The organism is Mycobacterium ulcerans subsp. shinshuense (assembly GCF_002355775.1).
GTDB lineage: Bacteria > Actinomycetota > Actinomycetes > Mycobacteriales > Mycobacteriaceae > Mycobacterium > Mycobacterium marinum.
The window spans coordinates 5302048-5318717 of the sequence record NZ_AP017624.1 but is presented as its reverse complement, the minus strand read 5'-3'; the positions used below and the strand labels follow the sequence as shown (position 1 = coordinate 5318717).

General features: G+C 66.7%; 11 protein-coding genes and 3 pseudogenes. 7 read left to right on the top strand and 7 right to left on the bottom strand.

The window, feature by feature from the left end:
- Window positions 1-142: 142 nt before the first annotated feature.
- From SHTP_RS23685 to SHTP_RS23675, 3 genes are read right to left on the bottom strand one after another with little or no spacing between them, the layout of a single operon-like run.
- Window positions 143-412: a hypothetical protein gene (locus tag SHTP_RS23685; RefSeq protein WP_011739336.1), complete on the bottom strand. Its 270-nt coding sequence runs from the start codon at window positions 410-412 to the stop codon at window positions 143-145.
- A 46-nt stretch (window positions 413-458) separates the two neighbouring features.
- Window positions 459-1511 (bottom strand): hypothetical protein, encoded by a 1053-nt coding sequence (locus tag SHTP_RS23680; protein ID WP_420866631.1) that lies wholly within the window; start codon window positions 1509-1511, stop codon window positions 459-461.
- A gap of 2 nt (window positions 1512-1513) precedes the next feature.
- On the bottom strand, window positions 1514-1813 hold the full coding sequence (locus SHTP_RS23675; protein WP_231991669.1) for a hypothetical protein: 300 nt from the start codon (window positions 1811-1813) through the stop codon (window positions 1514-1516).
- Between the two features lie 300 nt (window positions 1814-2113).
- Here SHTP_RS23675 and SHTP_RS29350 point away from each other — a divergent pair, with 300 nt between their 5' ends.
- A complete protein-coding gene (locus SHTP_RS29350) occupies window positions 2114-2596 on the top strand; it encodes a hypothetical protein (protein ID WP_231991207.1) in 483 nt (160 codons plus the stop codon).
- A gap of 383 nt (window positions 2597-2979) precedes the next feature.
- Here SHTP_RS29350 and SHTP_RS29345 read toward each other — a convergent pair.
- Window positions 2980-3405, bottom strand: a pseudogene (locus tag SHTP_RS29345) (hypothetical protein); the annotation flags it as partial.
- A gap of 723 nt (window positions 3406-4128) precedes the next feature.
- Between SHTP_RS29345 and SHTP_RS23655 the strand changes: the two are divergent.
- Window positions 4129-5349 carry an exonuclease domain-containing protein gene (locus tag SHTP_RS23655; protein WP_096371961.1) on the top strand — a complete coding sequence of 407 codons (1221 nt, stop codon included), beginning with the start codon at window positions 4129-4131 and terminating at the stop codon, window positions 5347-5349.
- Window positions 5350-5391: 42 nt separating this feature from the next.
- On the opposite strand, the gene SHTP_RS23645 is transcribed toward SHTP_RS23655, so the two are convergent.
- Entirely contained in the window at window positions 5392-6918 is a 1527-nt protein-coding gene (locus tag SHTP_RS23645) for a PE family protein (RefSeq protein WP_172900596.1), read from the bottom strand.
- 141 nt (window positions 6919-7059) lie between these two features.
- Between SHTP_RS23645 and SHTP_RS23640 the strand changes: the two are divergent.
- Window positions 7060-7740: pseudogene (locus tag SHTP_RS23640) on the top strand (acyl-CoA dehydrogenase); the annotation flags it as partial.
- A gap of 17 nt (window positions 7741-7757) precedes the next feature.
- Here SHTP_RS23640 and SHTP_RS23635 read toward each other — a convergent pair.
- Entirely contained in the window at window positions 7758-8960 is a 1203-nt protein-coding gene (locus SHTP_RS23635; RefSeq protein ID WP_420872975.1) for an ISAs1-like element IS2404/ISMul1 family transposase, read from the bottom strand.
- A gap of 144 nt (window positions 8961-9104) precedes the next feature.
- On the opposite strand from SHTP_RS23635, the pseudogene SHTP_RS23630 reads away from it, so the two are divergent.
- Window positions 9105-10138 (top strand): annotated as a pseudogene (locus SHTP_RS23630) (acyl-CoA dehydrogenase family protein); the annotation flags it as partial.
- A 98-nt stretch (window positions 10139-10236) separates the two neighbouring features.
- Entirely contained in the window at window positions 10237-10908 is a 672-nt protein-coding gene (locus SHTP_RS23625; RefSeq protein WP_096371959.1) for a TetR/AcrR family transcriptional regulator, read from the top strand.
- 121 nt (window positions 10909-11029) lie between these two features.
- On the opposite strand, the gene SHTP_RS23620 is transcribed toward SHTP_RS23625, so the two are convergent.
- Window positions 11030-12406, bottom strand: a complete 1377-nt coding sequence (locus SHTP_RS23620; protein WP_096371958.1) for an NADP-dependent succinic semialdehyde dehydrogenase — start codon at window positions 12404-12406, stop codon at window positions 11030-11032.
- 436 nt (window positions 12407-12842) lie between these two features.
- On the opposite strand from SHTP_RS23620, the gene SHTP_RS23615 reads away from it, so the two are divergent.
- Complete coding sequence (locus SHTP_RS23615) at window positions 12843-14027, top strand: PPE family protein (protein ID WP_096371957.1); 1185 nt, start codon at window positions 12843-12845, stop codon at window positions 14025-14027.
- A 189-nt stretch (window positions 14028-14216) separates the two neighbouring features.
- A complete protein-coding gene (locus SHTP_RS23610) occupies window positions 14217-16589 on the top strand; it encodes a PE family protein (protein ID WP_096371956.1) in 2373 nt (790 codons plus the stop codon).
- The last annotated feature ends 81 nt before the right edge of the window (window positions 16590-16670 follow it).

The window sequence follows — 16670 nt, the reverse complement described above, 5'->3', positions numbered from 1 at the left end:
TGGACCGCCGAGCCGCCCACTGTTGCAAGCTCACCCGCCTTGCACAGTCTCGTTTATAAAGAAACGTGACGACTGGGTTCTTGTCCCCGGCCGAAGGTGCCACGATGATGGGAACGCTGTCCTGTCCTCGGGGACACGGTGTCTACCTGTATATGGGCCACGCTTCGAGGTAGGCGTCAATTGCGCGTTCAACCGCTAGTCCATAGTCGTTTGGTACATGCCCTGGCCCGTAGTTCGCGCTCAACGCATGCGACAGCGCATCCACAACGGCGTCGCTCTGGTCGTTGGTTGGCTTCTGCACGGTGCGAAGCTCCGCAAGGAGATCGGGGTTACGGCGTGTCAGCTCATCCATGATAAGAACGCGGTGCTCGGATGGAACGACATCGAGAATGTTGTTCACGGATTCCTCCATCCATTGCGGCTATTTGCCCAGGCCGTTGTCACTTGCCCGTTTTCGTTCAGACTAACCGTCGCGTCTTTGCCGATATATCGCCAGGTGCCACCATATTGATCAGGATGAACTGTGGTGGCTCTATCGGATGCGCGACGGCGTCTTGCATTGCATTGTCGTTGACCCCGTGGCCGTCTCGCACTTCGACACGTTGTGCTCCATGTTCTGTCAGCCCGTTGATTCGGGTGGGTGGTGGAAATGGTGGTTCCGCGGTTCCTGGGTGGGTTGGGTCTTCGCCTTCGACGGGTATACCGAGTTGCCCGAGGCGGGCTCGGATGGCAGCTTGGCGATCGAGTAGGGGTCCTTTGTCGGCGATACAGGCGTCGTAAGCGCCCTGTTCGGTCGGCAAGACGAAGGTGCGCCCGCACCGGGCGTTGTACTTGCCTATTTCACTGTTGATGTCCGCCCATGCTGCGCGAGCCTCCTCTGCGGTCATGTCCTTGGGGTCGACCGGCGCTGGTGGCGGGTTTTGTTTGAACGTGCGGTTGTCGACGGCGCGGACCGGGTTGCCCATTGGCGGGGCGGCGGGTGCAGGAATTTGCGGGAAACTGCTGCCGATCCTGGCCACCGCGGCCGTAACTTTTGTGGCGACTTGAGCGTCCAGGCCCACCAGTTGGGCGGCACGCTGACGGAGGTCGCCGGCGAAGGCCTGGGCTTGGGCTTGCCGGGCCGCGCGCTGGGCCGCTGATCCGCCCGTCATGCGATCGGTGACCGAAAGGTCTTCTTCTACTTGAAATCCCGCTGCCTGGGCGTCGGTGACTGCGTACCGCACCCGCGAACGGGCGGCGTAAAGATCCGAGGCCCCATTACGCGCGACACGGTCCGCTTCCTGCAACTGGTCGGCTGCCGCGCTGGTAGTTTGCAGGTCGGCGTGCGTTGCGGCGCGCAACGCGCCGGCGGCATGGCCGCTCCAATCAATCGACGTTGCATCGCGCCACAGCTGGTGGGCCACCGCATAGGTGTGCTCGCCTACGTTGTCCCAATGAGCAGCCGCCTCAGTGAGATGATCGGTGGGCCAAGCCAACAACGCTGACAGGTCCGGAATTCCCGACGCTGCCATTACTACACGCGGGTCACCGATGGAGCCACCGCTGCCAGCACATCGGCCGAGGCAGCTTCATTGGCCAGATAGCCACTATCGGCTTGAGTCACGCCCGCGGTGCGTGCGTTCACCTGAATGGCTAGCCCGGTAGTAAACGCCGCCACCTCACCATGGGCGGCATCGACTGCGGCCGCGCTGAGCTGGCAGGACAACCCCAGCCCCGCCGGCGCATCCATGCTGGTCAGCTCCCCAGCTGCGATACCCCACCGCCAGGCCATCGCCTGCACGCCCGCGGTATACACACGCAACGAAGACCCCACGAACCGAAGTGTAGGCAAACACAACAACGGCGGCCAGCCACCATCCCAGGGGCTTGGGCGAACGCCCGACGTGTCTCACTTCTAGAGAACCGAGACGCCTCACATCTTGTCTCAGAGGGTGCCCGGACCCGGAGGGCTTCACGGGCGTCGAGTTGGCGCGAGACACGGGTCAGGGACTACGGGCGTGTCGTCGTCGGGAGTCGCAAGATTGCTGGACTGGCTAAAACCTGGTCAAGGTAGCCCCATCATCGTGGCAGTCGACACCCTCGTACGTCAGGTGCTGGCCGTACGATCGACTCAATGACAAATTCCTCTGAGTTGGTGGCGGTCGATCTGACCGGGGATGAGCGCGATTTCATTCGGCAGACATTGGACGAGTGGCGGAGGTCGGCGGCCGGGAAGCCGTTTCCGTTCCAGGTGCTGGGGTTATCAACCTGGGAGCAGTTCGGCGAACTCATCGTGCGTCTTGAGCGTGCTGTCACCGATCGTGAGCCCTTGACAGATCTGGATTGGGCGCGGGTGCTGTTATTGTCTGAAGTCACGTTCGCCAGCAGCTTGATCGGTGCGGGTCTGGATTTCGAGATCGGTACAAGGTTCTCTGACGCCGAGGCAATGGGCTTGCTGCGTGGCCTGCAACGCAAAATCGGCGGCTATGAGCGCACCAAATTATTGTTTCCGAACGGCGGCCGCATCCGCACGGCCGAGGAAATTGAGAATATCGAACGGTGGGGGGAAGGAATACGTCGCGAGCAGCGGAGGCGACAGTCCCTTTCTGGGGAGTAATCGTCTGGTCACGCAGCACTTTGAGACGCTCTAATCCGTTGTCTTAGAAAGTAATTAAGTTCCTCTTGTCATCCTGGGTTGAATTCACCTAAGTCCGGTATCTCGTCTTTGCCCAGCACAGGTGGCCCGTGGTGGCTGTGCGGCGGTTGAACGGGGTGTGGGATGGATTCTGGCGGTACCGGGCCGCCCGCAATGGGGCCGCCTAGACGGGCTGGTGGCTCCATAGGTGTGCGCACAACAGGTGGGGGTTCGGCCGGCGCGAGATCGGCGCCGCCCCGTATCGGAGGCTGCGGTGGGGGTGCTGGCAGTCTGGGGGTCGCCATTTCGCCTGGGGTCAGGGGCGGCAGCCGTCCCGGGGCAGGAGGCGGCAGCGGCTCGACTGCGCGTTGGCGGATGTCGGTAGCGAGTGCTTGTGCTTGTGCTTGGCGGGCTGCTTGCTCGGCGGAGCTGCGGCTGGTTCGGATATCGGTGACTGAGAAGTCTTCTCCGACAGTGAAACCGGCGTTGTGGGTGTCTTCAACGGCATGGAGCACCCTGCGTTGGGCAATGCCGATGGTTCCGGCGCCATCGCGGGCGATTTTGCTGGCTTGGCGTAGTTCGTCGGCCTTGGTGCTCACGATCGCCAGGTCAGCACCGGTTCGCTGCCGTAGCGCATCACCGCCAGCGCCTTCCCACACGAGGGTGTGGGATTGGTTGCGCATTTGGAGAAACACGTCTTCCCACTGATCGGCGGTCTTGCTCCAGTAGGTGGCCGCCTCGATCAGGTGCTCGGTGCTCCATGCCTGGACTTGGGAAAGGGTCAGCACCATCTAGACCAACCTGGGTCGCACGGCGGCCATCTCGGCCGCTGCGGTCTCTTCGTTGGCGCCATACCGTGGGCTACGCCTGCGTCAGCACCACCGGTCAGGACCTCGACGCCCTGCTCGTGGCGCTTGCTGCGACCAGGCATGCCTTGGAACGCGTCATTGCCGACAAACTGTTGGGATCGGCCAAGGGGGCCCGACCGGGTTGTCGGCGATGCCCGACTATTCGCGCCTTGGAGACACCGTGGTCGTTGCTGCCATCGACCGGCTTGGCTGCTTCGTGACCGACGTGGCCCGAACGATCACCGACCTGAGTGAGAATCGAATCTTGTTGTCCCCAAATTGTTTCCCAAAAGCGCCCGGTCCACACGGGGGCATTTGGAGTGCATACATGATCCCGCGCGCCCCGCTGACGCGGTGATCCCTATTTGTCATCTTTGAGTCCTCGTGATTCCACGATCGCCCGAACAAATGCCCCTTTGGGACGAGTTCGGGCAACAGCCCCTCTTTGCGTAGTCGCCGTTGCTGCTCGGGGAGCGGGCCGCTCCTTGGTGGGTAATTCTCTACAGAACGGGTCAAACATTGGCCCCACAGCCGTCTCGTGGTGAACTCCATGACTTCAAAGTAGTTCCCGTCGCGCGTTCTAATTTGATTGAACGCCAGGCTTCCTGTTGGGGGTCCGTTTACTCTTCGGCAGGATGGGAGCCGCCGAATCGAGGAGTAGTAGACGTGGCCGGTTTTGCCGTCCTGGACTTCGAGACCACCGGATTCGCCGCCGAGTACGACCGTGTGGTCGAGGTTGGCCTCGTGCTGCTGTCGGCGGAGGGGGACATCGAGGACGAGTGGTCAACTCTGATCAATCCTCATCGCGATGTTGGTGCTACCGAGAGGCATGGAATCCGGGCGCGTGACTTACTCGGCGCGCCCGCCTTCGAGGCGATCATCCCGAGGTTGTTGCGGGACCTCCGTGGGCGGGTTTTCGTGGCCCACAACGTCAACTTTGATCAGCGATTTTTGCTGGCAGAGTTGCGTCGGGCCGGAGTGCCGTTCGATAACCCGTGGCTGACCGGATTGTGCACGATGAGGTGGGCCGGTCGCCTGCTTCCGGCTGCGTCGCGGAAGCTGCCGGATTGTTGCGATGCCGCTGGCGTCGTCCTCACTGACGCCCATCGCGCGCTCGCAGATGCCCGGGCTACGACGAGTCTGCTGAAGTACCTTATCGACCATTGCGGGAGCCCGCCGCCATGGGCTAAGGAGATAGACGGCGCCGAGGACTTTGAGTGGCCGCAGGTGGCCGGCCCGGAAGTGCGGTTGGTGACGCGCGCGGCGTGGGGGGCAGCGCCTCCACGTCCCCCGGCAGGGTGGCTTGATCGCATCGTCGCGCGCATGCCCCACGAGGACGACCCTCGCGTCGAGTCCTACCTCGAAATCCTCGAATCCGCCCTCCTCGACTGTTACCTGTCCTGCCACGAGGAGGATGCGCTGGTTGAGATGGCCGACAGCTTGGGCCTCTCGCGTCGGCTGCTCGACGAGATCCACCACGACTACCTGCGGTCGATGGCGAGGGTTGCGGTTGCCGATGGGGTTGTCACCGACGACGAGCGCGCTGACCTGCTTCAGGTCGCTGAACTCCTCGGGCTGTCCGCCGACCGCGTGGATGCCGCTCTGGCAATGGCTTCTGCACGTTCGGCCTGCGCCGAGTTCGCGTTGGCGGCGGGCGACGTTCTATGCCTCACGGGGTCGATGCGGCGCCGCCGGTCTGAGTGGGAGGCAGAACTAGCTCAGCGCGGCATCGAGGTCGGGTCGCTTACCCGCAGGACGCGCCTGTTGGTCGCTGCCGATCCCGACTCGGCCACTGGAAAGGCAAGGAAGGCGCGCAAGTACGGCATCCCCATCATTAACGAGGATGCGCTCAGTCGTCTGCTAGGAGCTCGAACCTCTGGCGAATGAAGTCCTACCCCGCGGCTTCAGCAGCACACGCAGCCCACCCTGCTAAGCGGACCCGTTCGACCCGTTCTGCCCAAGCAGCAGCCCGCCGTAGCCGCCGGTACCAGCGGTGCCCCGAATTGCCCCGATTCCCGCATGTCCGCCGTGGCCGCCGTTGCCGATCAGCTGGGCGTTGCCGCCGTTGCCGCCGTTACCGCCGTTGCTGCCGTTCCCGCCGGCCCCGCCGCTTCCGCCGCCGCCGATCAGCCCGGCTTTGCCTCCAGTCGCGCCGTTTCCACCCACGGCACCCGTGCCGGTCCCGCCGCCCCCGCCGTTGCCACCGGTGCCTAGCAGCAGGCCAGCATCGCGGCCGGCCCCGCCGTTCGCGCCGGTGCCATTGATACCGTTGCCGCCCTGTCCGCCATCGCCGCCGTTGCCGATGAGCAGGGCCGCGCCGCCACCGGCTCCGGCGTGCCCGCCGCCGGTGGTTCCTATCCCGCCGTCGCCGCCGGCTCCGCCGTTTCCGATCAGCAGGCCGGCGCTGCCGCCGGCGCCGCCGGCCCCGCCGCCGGCGACGCTCGCCTTTCCGCCCGCCCCGCCTTGCCCGCCGTCACCCAACAGCAGGCCGCCATTGCCGCCCGCTCCACCCGCGCCCCCCGTGTTGTTGTTGGATGCCCCTTCGCCGCCCTGCCCGCCCGTGCCGAACAGCAAGCCGCCGTCGCCGCCTGCTCCGCCGTTGCCGCCAGAGCCGCCAAGGCCCCCTTCCCCGCCGTCGCCGCCCGTACCGAACACCGCGCCGCCCGGCCCACCTGCCCCGCCGTTGCCGGCGATACCTGCTCCGCCGTGGCCGCCGCTGCCGCCGGCGCCGCCCGGGCCCCAGAAGGTGCCGCCGGCTCCTCCCGCCCCGCCGGTACCTCCGCCGTCGCCGCCGTCGCCGCCGGGTCCGCCGACGCCGAACACCAGGCCGGCATCCCCGCCGAGTCCGCCGGCGCCGCCGCCGGCTCCGCCGCCGCCACCGCCACCGCCTCCGCCGTTGCCGAATAGCCCAACGGACCCGCCGGTTCCGCCGGTTTGGCCGGCTCCTCCGTTGCCGCCGTAACCGCCCTTGCCCAACAGCCCGGCATCCCCGCCGTCGCCGCCGCGCTGGCCGGGCGCGCCGGAGCCGCCGTTGCCGCCGTTGCCCCACAGGATGCCGCCGTCGCAAGCGTCTTGTCCGGTCCCGGGCGCGCCGTCGGTGCCATCGCCGATCAGGGGCCGGCCCAGCAGCCCCTCGGCGGGCATGTTGAGCGCGTTGACCAGGTTCTGGCTCGCGTTGGCGGCCTCGGCACTCGCATACGAGAACGCGCTGGAGTTGAGGGTCGTGACGAATTGTCCGTGCAGGTTTTCGGCCTGGGCGCTCAGTGCCTGAAATGCCTGGCCGTGTGAGCCGAACAGTGCGGCGATGGCCGTCGATACTTCGTCAGCCCCGGCGGCTAGCAGCGTGGTGGTGGGGGCGGCCGCGGCCGTATTGGCCGTGCCGATGGTCGAACCGATGTTCGCCAGACTTGTTGCTGCTATTGATAGTTGCTCGGGAATCGTGACCACAAAGGGCACGCTGCTACCCCTCTCTTCTCCCGCTTACCGACCATCGTGCCTGGTCAGCTGGATTGAGTATTCGGCCGCGCGGCGAGCATATCGCATTCCGGGTTGCCGATCCGGCGCTTCGCCGGAGCCCTGGTCATGGGAGCTCCCCTCATGCTGCTCAACCCCAACCGCCTGCAACGCAAATACCCGGACGCGCGCTCGGCGGAGATCATGGCCGCGACAGTGGACTTTTTCGAGTCCCGCGGAAAGGCGCGCCTCAAGCGCGACGACCACGACCGGGCCTGGTACTCGGACTTTCTCAACCACATCGCCGAGCACCGCATCTTCGCCTCGTTGTTGACGCCGTCCGAATATGGCGCTGACGATTGCCGCTGGGACACCTACCGCATCAGTGAGTTCGCCGAGATTATCGGTTTCTACGGGCTGAGCTACTGGTACCCGTTCCAGGTGACGGCGTTGGGCCTGGGCCCGATTTGGATGAGTGACAACGAGGACGCCAAGCGCAAGGCGGCCGCGCAGTTGGAGCAGGGCGAGGTCTTCGCCTTCGGACTGTCCGAGCAGGCCCACGGCGCCGACGTCTACCAGACCGACATGATCCTGACGCCGTCCGAGCACGGCTGGACCGCCAGCGGCGAGAAGTACTACATCGGCAACGCCAACGTTGCGCGGATGGTCTCGACCTTCGGCAAGATCGAGGACTCGTCAAAGGAACCGGAGTACGTCTTCTTCGCCGCCGACTCGCAGCACGATCGGTATGAGCTGAAGAAGAACGTGGTGAATTCGCAGAACTACGTGGCGAATTACGCGCTGCACGACTACCCGGTCACCCAGGGCTCCGGCGTTGTTGATTAGCAGGCTTGTGAGCTGGGGAATTGTGGATTGAGGAGGTGTAGGCGGCGGTTGGCGGTCAAAGCGGTGATCCGGCAGGCTTCGGCGATGTTGTCGGCGCCGTTGAGGCGGTGCAGATTGATCGCGGTGTTGCGTAGCGTTGCTAGGACCTGTGCGCCGTTTCCGGTATGTGCCCTTTGACGGTCTTCGTCGAAGGTGACGTCGCGTATCCAGTGCAGGCTGTTCTCGATTCCCCAGTGTTGACGCATCCAGGTCATGATCGCGGTAGGGCGGGCGTGCTCGAACGGCAGGCTGCAGATGGCATAGACCACCTCCACGCTGCGCTGGTCGGTGGCGGTGATCAAGCGTTCACGAGTGATCCGGATGATTTGTTTTGCGTAGGGGAAGCCGATTCCTCGTGCAGCGGTGATGATTTGCAGGGTGCGGGTCTCGACACGGCCGTGGCCGCGGGAGTCGTCGGTAGCGGCTGCGGGCACCTCGGCCCAGGGCAGCGCGGTGATACGCGCAAGTATTTTGGCTTGGTTGGACTTGACGATCATCAGGTAGTGCGACTTCAAGGTGGCGCAGATCAACTTCGCGGTGACGACCTGGGTATGCATCGCATCCACGGTGACCAGCCACCGCAAGCTACCCGGCAGCAGCGTGAGCAGGGCACGTACGCAGGGAATTTCATTGCTTTTCTCGGCGACAGCGAGTTGACCGAGCACCAATCGGGCACGGTGGGCGAACACCGACACGAGATGCGTGGCTGTCGCTTTGGCGCGTAAAGCACCACGCAGCATCTTGCCGTCCAACGCGATCGGCACCAATCCACTGGGGTCGCTGCTGGCCACGTGTGCAGTGAAGTAACTGCCCATCCTGGCGTTGAGGTCGGCGGGGTCTAGCCGAGACAAAACAGCACGGAAGGTCTTCTCACTGGGCCGCCGGAACCGGACCCCTAATTGGGCCAACACATCATCGGGAGCGGTGGCCGCCCATGTGGCAAAACCAGCATAGCCGCGCATCCCCGCGGCAGTGGCCAGAACCGCGATCGCCAACAAAGCCATCAGCGAATACCTCCGACCGCGTGGGTCCCTCGGGTCTGGCACCGAGGCCAACACATCGAGAAACTCCGATCCGATGAGCTCGCTGCGCTCACCAGGACTCCAGCGGTCGAACACCTCTGGAACCGACGACACAGGCAATACTGAAACGGTAGGCACGGGCAACTCCAGACCAACGACGAACAGTAACCAACTCGATCGTTCTCCAGATAGCCCGTGCCTACACTCCGGCCCCAATAGCGCGGCACCAAAGATCATCAACCCAGCTCACAAGCCTGCTAATCAACAACGCCGGAGCCCTGCCCGGTCACCGAGGCCGACCTGCTGCACCGCGGGATGGGGCCTTCCATGCCGCGCTTAACACGGTCAACGTCTGCAAGTACAACCTGGGCTGGGGCGCGGTCGGCATGTGCACCCACGCCTTCTACGAGGCCATCACGCACGCGGCCAACCGCCACCTGTACGGCACCGTCGTCACCGACTTCAGCCACGTGCGTCGGTTGTTGACCGAGCCTATGCGCGCCTGGTCGCCATGCGGCTGGTGGCCAGCCGGGCCAGCGACTACATGCGCAGCGCCTCGGCCGAGGATCGTCGCTACCTGCTCTACAGCCCGCTGACCAAGGCCAAGGTCACCAGGGAGGGCGAGCGCGTGATTGCCGCGTTGTGGGACGTCATCGCCGCCAAGGGAGTGGAGAAGGACACCTTCTTCGAGACCGTGGCCCGCGAGATCGGCCTGCTGCCCAGGCTGGAGGGAACCGTCCACATCAATATCGGGTTGTTGGCCAAGTTCATGCCCAACTTCCTGTTCGCCCCCGACGCCGCGCTGCCGCTGATTCCCCGTCGCGACGACGCGGCCGACGACACCTTCCTGTTCAACCAGGGCCCCACCGGCGGGCTGGGCAAGGTGCGCTTCCACGACTGGCGCGCCCCGTTCGACAGCTACGGTCACCTGCCCAATGTCGCGCTGCTGCGGGAGCAGATCGACGTGCTGACCGAGATGCTGGCCGGCGCCACCCCGGATGCGTCCCAGCAGAAGGACATCCTTCGCGTTCGGTGTCGGCCAGATCTTCGCGCTGGTGCCCTATGCGCAGCTGATCTTGGAGGAGGCGCCGCTGTCGGGCGTGGACGACGCGCTGCTCGACGAGATCTTCGGCCTGCTGGTGCGGGACTTCAACAGCTACGCCGTCGAACTGAATGACAAGGCGGCCACGACCGACCAACAGGCCCAGTTCGCGATGCGGATGATCCGCCGCCCGGCGCATGACGCGGCGCGTTACGACCAGGTCTGGAAGGAACACGTCCTGCCGCTCAACGGCGCCTACGAAATGCGCCCCTGATTCGGTAAAACCGTGGCAACCTCGGTGCGGGGCGGTAATCGTTGACCGTGAGCCCCGCACAGTGAAATGACCAACGGTCATTGGCGCGAGGAGGCTTGATGCCGACGGTGACTTGGGCGCGGGTGGATCCGGCTCGTCGGGCGGCCATCGTGGAAGCCGCAGAGGCCGAATTCGGGGCACACGGCTTCTCCCAGGGCAGCCTGAACGTCATTGCCCGCCGTGCTCGGGTCGCCAAGGGCAGCCTGTTCCAGTACTTCGCGGACAAGCGCGACCTGTATGCGTACATCGCCGACATCGCCAGTCAGCGGGTGCGCACCCACATCGAAGGTCTGATCCGGGAACTCGACTCCAGCCGGCCATTCTTCGAATTCCTCACCGACCTACTCGACGGCTGGGTGGCCTACTTCGCCGAGCAGCCGCGCGAACGCGCGCTGCATGCCGCCGCGACCCTAGAGGTCGACACCGATGCCCGCATCAGCGTGCGCAGCGTCATACATCGCCATTACCTGGAGGTGCTGCGACCGCTGGTGCGAGATGCGCTGGGCCGCGGGGATCTGCGTGCGGATTCGGATACAGATGCGTTGTTGTCGCTGCTGCTGATGATTTTTCCGCACCTGGCGCTGGCGCCCTACATGCGTGGTCTGGACCCCATCCTCGGGCTCGATGAGCCCACCCCGGAGCAGCCTGCGCTGGCCGTGCGTCGGCTGGTGGCGGTGCTGACGGCGGCCTACTCCCCGAGCCTGACCGTCGAGGTTCGAAAGGTCACCTGACGCGCGTGTGGGCGCGCGCGCCGCTGGCGGAGTGAGGCCGTCGCGGCCAGGGCGACGTTTCGCAGGACGTTGCTCGAACCTTCCTGCAAAACGTCGACCTCGAGCCGAAGCCGCCGCGCGTCTAGCCGACCCAGACGGTCTTGATGTTGCAGAACTCGCGGATCCCGTGCCCGGCGAGCTCGCGGCCGTAGCCGGACCGCTTGATGCCGCCGAATGGGAGTTCGGGGTAGGAGACCGTCATGCCGTTGATGAAGACCTGGCCGGCTTCGATGTCGTTGATGAAACGGCGCTGCTCCGCCTCGTCCTGGGTCCAGGCATTGGATCCCAGCCCAAAGGTGGTGGCGTTGGCGATCTCGATCGCTTCATCGATGTCGGCGGCCCGGTACACCGAGGCGACGGGGCCGAAGACCTCTTCGGTGTAGAGGTTCATGTCCTTGGTGATGTCGGTGATCACCGTCGGCGGGTAGTACCAGCCGGGGCCGGCCAGGGGCTTGCCGCCGCAGCGGATCACGGCCCCGGCCGCGGCGGCGTCATCGACCTGCTGGGCGATTTCGTCGCGGCTTTGTTCGGTGGCCAGCGGACCGACCTGGGTTTGCGGATCGGTCGGGTCACCCACTGTCAGCGCCGACATCTGCTCGACGAACTTGTCGACGAACGCGTCATAGATGTCGGCGTGGGCGATGAATCGCTTGGCGGCGATGCAGGATTGGCCGTTGTTCTGCACCCGTCCGGCCACCGCCGTGCTGACCGCCTTGTCCAGGTCTGCCGACGGCATCACGATGAACGGGTCGCTGCCGCCGAGCTCGAGCACGGTGGGCTTGATCTCGTCGCCGGCGATGGCGCCGACCGACTGACCCACGGGCTCGCTACCGGTGAGCGTGGCCGCGGCCACGCGGGGGTCACGCAGGATGCCTTCCACCGCGCTGGCGGAGACCAGCAACGTCTGGAAGCAGCCGTCCGGGAAGCCGCCGCGGGCAATGACGTCGGCGAGGTAGAGCGCGGACTGCGGCACGTTCGAGGCGTGCTTGAGCAGCCCGACGTTGCCGGCCATCAGAGCGGGCGCGGCGAACCGGACGGCTTGCCACAACGGAAAGTTCCACGGCATCACGGCCAGCACCACACCCAGCGGCTGGTAGCGGGTGTAGGCCTGAGAGGCGCCCACCTTGCCGGCGTCCGCGGGCTCGTCGGCGAGCAGCGCCGCAGCGTTGTCGGCGTAGTAGCGAAAACCCTTGGCGGACTTGAGGAGTTCGGCCTTGGCCGATGTGATCGTCTTGCCCATTTCAAGCGTCATCAGGGCGGCAGTCTGGTCAGCCTCGGCCTCTATCAGATCGGCCGTGGCGTGAGCCCACTCGGCGCGCTGGGCGAACGTGGTGTTGCGGCGGTAGTCCTGGAACCGCGCGTAGGCGCGCGCTATCGCGGCGTCGACCTCATCGTTGGATGCTGCAGTGAAAGTCTTGACTGTCTCCCCGGTCGCCGGGTTGGTCGTGGCGATTGGCACGCTGACTTCCTTATCGCTGGGTTGATTACATGAATCGGGCCAGTATCCAGCCTGCCACTACGGCGCTTGCAGAGAGGTGCCAGATGCGGGCGCGGCCGGGCCAACGGTGCCCGGAGATCGGGCCGGTGGCCGAGGCCGCCTGCGCTCATAGTTTTTCTTTATCACGTTAAAACGAGAACGAATTAACCAGATCTTGCAGGCATTGCGAACGGATTGTTTAGATCGATTCGCAATACGCGATCCGTGATTGGTTATTCCAGCGCCGGCGGCCCGGTGCAGCCTGCGAATATGACACATCTCGAGGACAAGTTTTGGGCGTTCAAGCAGATCCCGGTGGGTCGCTGACTGTCGGTTCGGCGACGCGGCCGCCGTTGCGGGCGGCAACGGCGTTCGGGGGCCGCGGTGAGGGGCGAAGCGCGGGCCCGGCGGACTCGACATGACAGCGCCGCTGTGGATGGCTTCTGCGCCGGAGGCGCATTCGGCGCTGCTGAGCGCGGGGCCGGGACCAGGTTCACTGCTGGCGGCGGCGCAAACCTGGACGGAGCTCAGCGCCGAATACCTGGCGGTGGCCGAAGAACTGACCGCGATATTGACCGGTGTCCAAGCCGGCGCCTGGGACGGCCCCAGCGCGCAGTGTTGCATCGCGGCTTATCTCCCGTACCTGTCCTGGTTGATGCAGGCCAGCGCCGACAGTGCGGCAACAGCAGCGGCCCATCAGGCCGCCGCGACGGCCTACACCGGCGCCCTGGCCGCGATGCCGACGCTGGGCGAGTTGGCGGCTAACCATGCCACCCACGCGGTGTTGGTGGCCACCAACTTCTTCGGCCTCAACACCATCCCCATTGCGCTCAACGAGGTCGACTACGTGCGGATGTGGATCCAAGCCGCCACCACCATGAGCGTCTACCAGGCGGTTGCGGCTGATGCGCTACTCGCCGTACCGCGCACGCCCCCGGCGCCGGTCATCATCAAGCCCGGGGCCGATGCCGCAGCGCAATTCGCCAGCGCCGTCGTCCAGGCTGTCGCTGAAACGCCGATCCAGCGGTTATTGCTCGAGTTGGCGACGCTGGTCGGAGGCGAATTCATCAATGTATTTGAATTGATTGTCGGCATCGTTGTGCTGTCGACGTACGGACTGAAACTCCCGCCGCTGGCGCTATTGGATTTCTTGACCGGCCACTTTTCCGTTGCGCTTTCCCTGCTATGGAATTACGCAATGCTCTGGTTTGGCTTTGTCGTGCTGCCGGCGCTGCAGATCGTGTTCGATCCGTTGTTGGTCGTCGCCGCGGTGATCGAATGGATTCTCGGTGGCGGTGCGGCTTTGGGCTCGGTTGGGGCGTTGGGTGCCAATCTTGCCGCGGGGTTGGCGCTGCCGGCCGTTGCGGCTGCGCCGGTCGCGGATGCCGCGGTGGGTTCACTGGGGGTGCTGACGAGCGCGGCAGCGGTGACCGCCGCAGCCGCCGCGGCGCCCGGTCAAGGCGTTGGCCTGGTCGGATTCGCCGCAACCATGCCCAACCCGACAACCCTGCCGGCCGGTGGGTTGGTCACCGTCGGCGGCGCCGACCCGTGCGCCGGCGCGCGGGTGCCGATGCTGCCGGCCAGTTGGGTAGCACTGGCGTAAGCGCGGTCAGCATCAAACCATCCAGTCCTGCAAGGAGTTTCAATCCAGGGCCCGTGCCGGGGGCGGTGCTGGCCGGTGCCGCGAAGCCGCGGCTGCGTCGGCCGGAGTGCCTGTCAGCGCAATCCCCGGATGGGGCACCGGAGTTGTGCTTGAATCTGGATCGACGGCTGGCTGGGGTAAGGGGAGCTCATGTCTGGTGTGATCGCGGCCCTGGACACCTTGACGGCGGTCGCCACGGATGTGGCCGGTCTCGGTGCGGCTATCAATGCGGCCAATGCGGCAGCCGCGGTTTCGACCACCCGGCTGATGGCCGCTGCCGGTGATGAGGTGTCGGCCGACATCGCGGCGTTGTTCTCCGACCATGCCCTGCAGTACCAGGCCGTGAGCGCTGAGGCGGTGGCGTTCCACGGCCGGTTCGTCCAGGCGCTGACCGGTGGCGTTCAGATGTATGCGGCCGCCGAGACCGCTAATATGGCGTCGTTGCAGACCCTCGGGCAAGACCTGTTGGGGATGGTCAACGCGCCCGCCGCCGCCGTGTTGGGGCGCCCCCTGATCGGCAACGGCACCAACGGTGCCCCGGGAAGCGGGGACGCCGGCGGACCCGGCGGGCTGTTGTTCGGCAACGGCGGCAACGGCGGATCGGGTTCGGCGGGGATGGTCGGGGGCGCCGGCGGATCGGCCGGGCTGATCGGCAACGGCGGGGCTGGTGGTGCCGGAGGCGCGGACGCGGCAGGCGGCCCCGGCGGCGCCGGCGGATGGTTGTGGGGCGGCGGCGGGGCCGGCGGACTCGGCGGGGCTGCCAGCGGTGCCGGCAACGGCGGGGCCGGTGGGGCCGGAGGCGCGGGAGGGGCATTCATCGCGATCGGCGGAGTCGGTGGCGATGGCGGCGCCGCTAGCAGCGGAACCGGCGGAGTCGGCGGCGCCGGAGGCAACGCGGACGGCCTGATCGTCAGCCTCGGCGGAGCCGGCGGACACGGCGGCGATGCCACCACGGGAATCGGCGGTGCCGGCGGCGCCGGAGGCATGGCCACCGCTCGTATCCCCGCGGGGATCAATTTCAACGTCGGCGGTGCTGGCGGGCACGGGGGCGCCGGCGCTACGGGCGGTGCTGGAGGTGGCGGTGGTTCCGCTTATTCGGGCTATGTCGGAATCGCCTTCGGCCAAGGCGGCGCTGGAGGCATCGGCGGTGCGGCGAGCACGGGGATGGCCGGGGCGGGCGGTAGCGGCGGCAGCTGCGTCGCATTCGATTTCGTCGGCTTTGCCGCGGCCCATGGCGGTGCTGGCGGCACCGGTGGGGCCGCCACCGGCGTGGGCGCCACCGCTGGGGTCGCCGGCAGTGGTGGCCTCGGCGTGGCGATCGTGGGCTCGGGCGTGGGCGGAGTCGGCGGGGTTGGTGGGGCGGCCACCGGTGCCGGCGCGACCGCCGCGGCCGGCGGCGCTGGTGGTCTCGGATTGGCGGCCGTGGGCTCGGGTACCGGCGGGGCCGGCGGGGCCGGCGGGGTAGGCGCGGGGACCGGCTGCGCCGGAGGCGCCGGCGCTCACGGCTTCGGGTTGTTGAGCGGTACCGCCGGCGCTGGTGGCGCTGGTGGCGCCGCTTCCGCTGGCACCGGCGGCGCTGGCGGTCTCGGCGGGACGGGCTTCGGGTTGATCGCGGCGGGCGGCGACGGTGGCGGCGCCGGCACCGGTGTCGGCAGCAACGGCGGTGACGGTGGTGGGGGCGGTGGCGCCCACGCAGTGCTGGCCGCCATTGCCGGATCCGGAGGTCAGGGTCAGGCCGGTACCAGTGGTTTCGGCGGGTTCGGTGGATCCGGTGGCAGTGCGGAGAGCCTGTTTTTCAGCATCGGTGGGGCCGGCGGCGCCGGCGGCGACGCTTCCACCGGCGGCGGTGGATTCGGCGGCAACGGCGGAGTGGCCGTAGCCCACAGCCCCATCGGGATCGACATCGGTATCGGTGGTGCCGGCGGGCACGGCGGTTCGGGTAATAGTGGCGCCGACGGCGGCGCGGGCGGCGTCAGCATTTCCGAGGGCATCTTTGCCATCGACGTGAACCTGGGCGGTGCGGGCGGCGACGGCGGCACGGCGACCACCGGGACCGCTGGGAGCGGCGGAAATGGTGGCTTCGTCGAGAATTTCGACTTCTTTGGGTTCGGTGTGGCCCATGGCGGCGACGGCGGCTCCGGTGGTGCGGCCTCCGGTGCCGGTGGAATCGGCGGGGCCGGCGGCAACGGTGGCTCGGGGACGACGCCGCTCTTCGGCGCCTACAGCGGCGGTGCCGGCGGAGACGGTGGAGCCGCCACCGGGACGGGTGGGGCGGGCGGCAACGGCGTTGCGGGCGGGGCCGCCAGTGGATTGGGGGTTGGCATCGGCGGTGCCGGCGGGCACGGTGGTGCGGCGCCCACCGGTAACGGCGGCAACGCCGGGTTGGTCATCAACGGTACTTACGAAGCGTCGCCGTACGGCAACGGCGGCAACGGCGGCAACGGCGTCAACGGCGGAAGCGGCGGCAAGGGCGGTAGCGCCGGCCAGGTTGGCGGCACACCGGGTCAAAACGGGTCGCCCTAGTGGGATATGCCCTGCCGGACCGGGCGCCAGCCGCCTTGCCGGGCGGTCGTTTCAGGACAACGGGATCCGTTCGGGGCTGGG

Bases quoted from the DNA above. Each gene is read 5' to 3' on its own strand.
- SHTP_RS23685 (WP_011739336.1), bottom strand. From the start codon at position 412: ATGGAGGAATCCGTGAACAACATTCTCGATGTCGTTCCATCCGAGCAC.
- SHTP_RS23680 (WP_420866631.1), bottom strand. From the start codon at position 1,511: ATGGCAGCGTCGGGAATTCCGGACCTGTCAGCGTTGTTGGCTTGGCCC.
- SHTP_RS29350 (WP_231991207.1), top strand. From the start codon at position 2,114: ATGACAAATTCCTCTGAGTTGGTGGCGGTCGATCTGACCGGGGATGAG.
- SHTP_RS23625 (WP_096371959.1), top strand. From the start codon at position 10,237: ATGCCGACGGTGACTTGGGCGCGGGTGGATCCGGCTCGTCGGGCGGCC.
- SHTP_RS23615 (WP_096371957.1), top strand. From the start codon at position 12,843: ATGACAGCGCCGCTGTGGATGGCTTCTGCGCCGGAGGCGCATTCGGCG.
- SHTP_RS23610 (WP_096371956.1), top strand. From the start codon at position 14,217: ATGTCTGGTGTGATCGCGGCCCTGGACACCTTGACGGCGGTCGCCACG.